At 73.2% G+C, this 3,566-nt stretch carries 3 protein-coding genes; all 3 read right to left on the reverse strand.

Translation table 11 applies throughout. The annotated features are described in order from the left end of the window. Positions 1 to 348 precede the first annotated feature (348 nt). Positions 349 to 1,023, reverse strand: a complete 675-nt coding sequence (locus tag ACWGKU_RS35670) for a nucleoside/nucleotide kinase family protein (protein WP_380552672.1) — start codon at positions 1,021 to 1,023, stop codon at positions 349 to 351. Between the two features lie 92 nt (positions 1,024 to 1,115). After that, positions 1,116 to 2,072, reverse strand: a complete 957-nt coding sequence (locus tag ACWGKU_RS35675) for a S66 peptidase family protein (protein WP_452179033.1) — start codon at positions 2,070 to 2,072, stop codon at positions 1,116 to 1,118. Positions 2,073 to 2,230: 158 nt separating this feature from the next. Next, positions 2,231 to 3,364, reverse strand: a complete 1,134-nt coding sequence (trpS, locus tag ACWGKU_RS35680; RefSeq protein ID WP_401054901.1) for a tryptophan--tRNA ligase — start codon at positions 3,362 to 3,364, stop codon at positions 2,231 to 2,233. Positions 3,365 to 3,566 lie beyond the last annotated feature (202 nt).

Raw genomic sequence — 3,566 nt, forward strand, 5'->3', positions numbered from 1 at the left:
AAGGAACGGACGCTTCCTTCGGACCGCCTTCCAGCGGACCCTCCGGGCTTCGTTCTTTCGTGTTTCCAGCTTATCAGACGCTTTCCGCTCCGTTTCCGGGGCTTCGTTCATCCAACTCGCCGGTGTCTTCCAGGGCTTGACGCCCTGTCCGACGTTTCAAACTCTAGCCGATCCCCGCTCCGAAAAGCGAATCCGACCGCAATCCGATAAAACGCGCACGCCGAATAAGCACCAGGTCGAGACGCGAAAAGCGAAAACGACCGGCACGAACCGGAAGTGGTGTTTCTGGGGATTGGCCGCTCCGGGACCGTCCGCGCCGATGCGTGTCCGGTGCTCCCTGCCGAGCGACTAGGAAACACTACCCCTGTCCGGGGTCGAAGGCAAACCCGTCCCGGAGACGGTGCGGGTGCAGAGCGCCCGCCCGGGCTTCACGTACGCGCCGTTGGGGTGGTCGTTGCCGGTGACCCACTGGCGCGCGGTGGCCTCGTCGCGGCCGCCGTCGCGGTGCCGCCGGAGCAGACGCTCCTCGCGGACCTCGTCATCCGTGTGCACGTACCAGAGCTCGCGCAGGAGTCGGCGGGCATCGGACCAGGGCGTGTCGGCGGAGGCGAGGTAGTTGCCCTCGGTGATGACGAGCCGGGTGTGCGGGCGGACCACGTGGCGGGCGGCGACCGGTTCGTCCAGGGTGCGGTCGAAGTCCGGGACGTAGATGTCCTGGAACCGGTCGCCGGCGATGCGGCGCAGCAGGGCGAGGTAGCCGTGGGCGTCGAAGGTGACCGGGGCGCCCTTGCGGTGGGTCAGGCCGAGGCGGTCGAGCTGGGCGCCGGAGAGGTGGAAGCCGTCGAGCGGGACGTAGGCGGCGGTGCCGGGGCCTTCGGCACGCTCGACCTCGGCGACCAAGTGGCGGGCCAGGGTGGACTTGCCGGCGCCGGGCGGGCCGGCAAGTCCCAGGATCGTGCGGGCGTTGCTGCCCGGGCCGCGGAGGAAAGCGAGGGCAAGGGCGGTGAGGCGGTCCTCGTTCATGGCCGCACCTTACTGAGCGCGCCCGTATTACTGAGCACGCCCGTGCTCGGCGCGGCCCCGTGCCGGGCACGGGGCCGCCGGGCCGAGCCGGCTCAGCGTTCGGCGAGGGCGGGCAGGTCCAGGGTGAGGGTGCCGGCGTCGGCGTCGAGCAGGGCGGGAACGCCGAGCGGGACGGTGAGGGTGGACGGGCAGTGGCCGAAGCCCAGTTCCCAGAGCACGGGGACGCCGAGCCCGCCGAGCCGGTCGAGCATCACGTCCCGGACCCGTTCCGGCCGTCCGCAGCCCTCCCAGGAGCCGAGGGCGACACCGGCCACGCCGTCGAGGGCACCGGAGCGCAGGAGCTGGGTGAGCAGGCGGTCGAGCTGGTAGGGGTGCTCGTTCACGTCTTCGAGCAGCAGGATGCCTCCCTCGTACGAGGCCCGGGCGGCAGGCGTGCCGCGCTCGGCGGTGAGGACGTGGAGGCAGCCGCCGGCCGTGACGCCGCGGGCCCGGCCGGGGACGAGCGGGGCGGCGGTGGGTGACGTGAGGACGGTGACGGCGGCGGGGTCGAAGAGGGTGCGGCGGAGGTGCTCGGCGGTCGGGCCGTCGGAGACGAAGGAGGCCCCGGCGGCCAGCGGTCCGTACAGGGTGGCGAGGCCGAGGCGCTGGGCGAACGCCTCGTGGAGGGAGCTGACGTCGCTGAAGCCGATGAACGGCTTGGGCCCGGCGGTGCGCATCGCGGTCCAGTCGAGCAGGTCGGCCATGCGGTGCACGCCGTACCCGCCGCGGGCGCAGATGACGGCGTCGACGGTGGGGTCGAGCCAGGCGTTCCGGAGGTCGGCGGCGCGGTCCGCGTCGGTGCCGGCCAGGTAGCCGAGGGAGGGGTGGGTGTCGAGGACGTGCGGGGCGACGGTGACGCGCAGCCCCCAGGAGCGGAGGATCGCGCACCCGGCGGTGAGGCGTGCCGCGTCGATCGGGCCGCTGGGCGCGACGACGGCGATGTGGTCGCCGGGGCGCAGGTGCGGCGGGCGGGTCAGCCCCTGGCCGGGTGCGGTCGGGTGCTGGTCCATGGGCCGGGCCACCTTTCGGGCGCGGGAGCGGGGTGCGGGCGGTCGCGCTGTGGCCGCGACCGCCCGGTGACGATATGCCCCGTGTCAACCGGCCGATGTCCGCGGGAGGCGGTCCGCTGTCCGGACGGCCTCGGCGGGCTCCGGCGGGTGAGCGCTCTTCAGATGGCCGCCCCCATCACCTCCCGGACCTCGGCGAGGGTGGCGTCGGCGACGGCGTTGGCCCGCTCGGCGCCGTCGCGCAGGACCTGCCGCAGGTGGCCCCGGTCGACGGCGAGTTCGGCGCGGCGGGCGCGCATCGGGCGGAGGAACTCGTTGACGGACTCCGTGACGGTGCGCTTGAGCGCGGCGGCGCCGCCGTCGCCGATCTCCTCGGCGACGGCCTCGGGGGCGCGGTCCTGGCAGAGGGCGGCGAGCAGGACGAGGCTGGAGACTTCGGGACGGTTGACCGGGTCGTAGCCGATCCGGCGGTCGGCGTCGGTCCTGGTGCCGCGGATGATCCGGGCGGTCTCGTCCTCGGTGGCGCCGAGGGCGACCGCGTTGCCCCGGCTCTTGCTCATCTTGCCGCCGTCGGTGCCGAGCAGCATCGGGGCGTCGGAGAGCAGGGCCTGCGGTCGGGGGAAGACGGCGCTGCCGTCGGCGTGCGGGTAGCGCTCGTTGAAGCGGCGGGCGACGGTGCGGGCGACTTCGAGGTGGGGCAACTGGTCCTGGCCGACCGGGACCAGGTCGGCCTTGCAGAAGAGGATGTCGGCCGCCTGGTGGATGGGGTAGGTGAACATCAGCCCGCTGACGGCGGCCTGCCGGGAGTGGGTGATCTCGTCCTTGACGGTGGGGTTGCGCCCCAGTTCGGCGACGCTGACCAGGCTGAGGAAGGGGAGCAGCAGCTGGTTGAGGGCGGGGACGGCGCTGTGCGGGAAGATCGTCGCCCGCTCGGGGTCGAGGCCGGCGGCGAGGTAGTCGAGGACGAGGTTCTCGGTGTGCTCGGCGAGCCGGTCGGCGAGGTCGCGGTCGGTGATGACCTGGTAGTCGGCGACCACGACGAACATCTCGACTCCCTGGTCCTGAAGCCGGACCCGGTTGCGCAGGGTGCCGAAGTAGTGGCCGAGGTGGAGCGGTCCGGTGGGCCGGTCCCCGGTGAGGACGCGGTGGGCGGTCGGATCGTCGACCGGGGCGGACGGAACGGACGTGTCGGCGGCGGCGGTCGCGAGAGCGGTGGTCGCGGAGGCTGTGCTCCCGGAAGCTGTGCGCGCGGAAGCGGTGGTCGCAGTGGTGGTCACGGCGGCGGCGGTGGTCAAGGTCTCTCTCCTCGGTGCGGCGGCGGTGGCGGCCGTCCGGGGCGAGGAACCCGTCCTGCGGGGAAACGCAGCAGGGCCGTCCATCCCGGACGGCCCTGGTCAGGCAGGTGTGGTGGGCGGGCTGTGGCGGCGCCCCCCCAAAGCCCCCCACAGGCGTACAAGCGCCCACACTAACAGGGGCAAGACGCCCACAACCGAGCCG

It is taken from the genome of Kitasatospora sp. NPDC054768 (genome assembly GCF_053612025.1).